Origin of the sequence: Haloimpatiens massiliensis (genome assembly GCF_900184255.1) — a bacterium.
Taxonomy (GTDB): Bacteria; Bacillota; Clostridia; order Clostridiales; family Clostridiaceae; genus Haloimpatiens; species Haloimpatiens massiliensis.
The window spans coordinates 1-1,162 of record NZ_LT854630.1 but is presented as its reverse complement, the minus strand read 5'-3'; the positions used below and the strand labels follow the sequence as shown (position 1 = coordinate 1,162).

Here is a 1,162-nt window from a genome sequence, read left to right as displayed (position 1 = left end):
TGAATAATAACTTTATTTTATGGCAAGTATTCAAATAAAAGTAATGAATATACAATTGAAAATTCAAGTAAAAAAATAGCTATAAAGTGAGGTAATATTATGCCAAGAGGAGAAAGAATAAAAGAGGACGATGCTATATATCATGTAATGATAAGAAGTATAAGTGAAGTACCATTATTTAAGAAAGATAAAGATAAGGATATCTATTTAGAAGAAATGAAAAAAAGGCAACAAATGTATAAATTTAAGGTATATGCATACTGCATGATGACTAACCACGCTCATTTTATGATTGATTCTAATGGTGCGGACATATCAAAAATAATGCATGGTTTAAATTTTAAATACGCTATAACATTTAATAAAATTCACAAAAGACGTGGGCACTTATTTCAAGATAGATTTAAGAGCAAAATAGTGGATACAGACAGGTATTTAGTAGTTTTATCAGCATATATTCATAATAATCCATTGAAAATAAGGGGATATGAACATCAGCCAGAAAAATATAAGTATTCAAGTTTAAAAGTATATTTAGGTCTTGAGAAAGATAAAACAGGGCTTTTAGATGAAGAGTATGTAATGAAATTCTTTGGCTCAAATGTATTAAATGCAAGAGAAAATTACATGAAGTTTGTGTATATTTGTGATGAGGAAAGATTAAAGAAAGAAATAGAATTTGAAGACCAAAAGACAGAATACAGAAGTGAAAAAACAGTATTGATAAGGGATTTTGATCCTGATAAAATAATGGAATTTGTAGCAGAAGAAACAGGCATAAAAAAAGTAATGTTATATGTAAAAAACAGTAGAAATACTAAGGTTGCTAGGGCACTCGCTGCGCTTTTAATGAGGTGTCTTTGTGATTTTAAGTGTAGTGACATATGTAAGATATTTGGAAATATAACTCAATCAAGGGTGTCAAAGCTTTGTTCTATTGGAGTTGAGCTTATATCAACAGAAGATAAATATAGAAATATAATAGAGAAATTTATTTTCCAATACCAAACATAGGTATCCTAATAAAATTAGAGAGTGTGAACTTAGATTATAAAATTGAATTAATTTTTTGTTTAATTTAACAATAAGCCTTTTATTTTTAATTTAATAGAAAGTTTTATCTACATGTATATTTTTAATATGTACAAGCCTATTATCATAA

At 26.8% G+C, this 1,162-nt stretch carries 1 protein-coding gene; it reads left to right on the top strand.

The genetic code is table 11. The features are described 5' to 3' along the window. The first annotated feature begins 99 nt into the window (after positions 1 to 99). Entirely contained in the window at positions 100 to 1,014 is a 915-nt protein-coding gene (locus tag C1715_RS00110; protein ID WP_102398664.1) for a transposase, read from the top strand. The last annotated feature ends 148 nt before the right edge of the window (positions 1,015 to 1,162 follow it).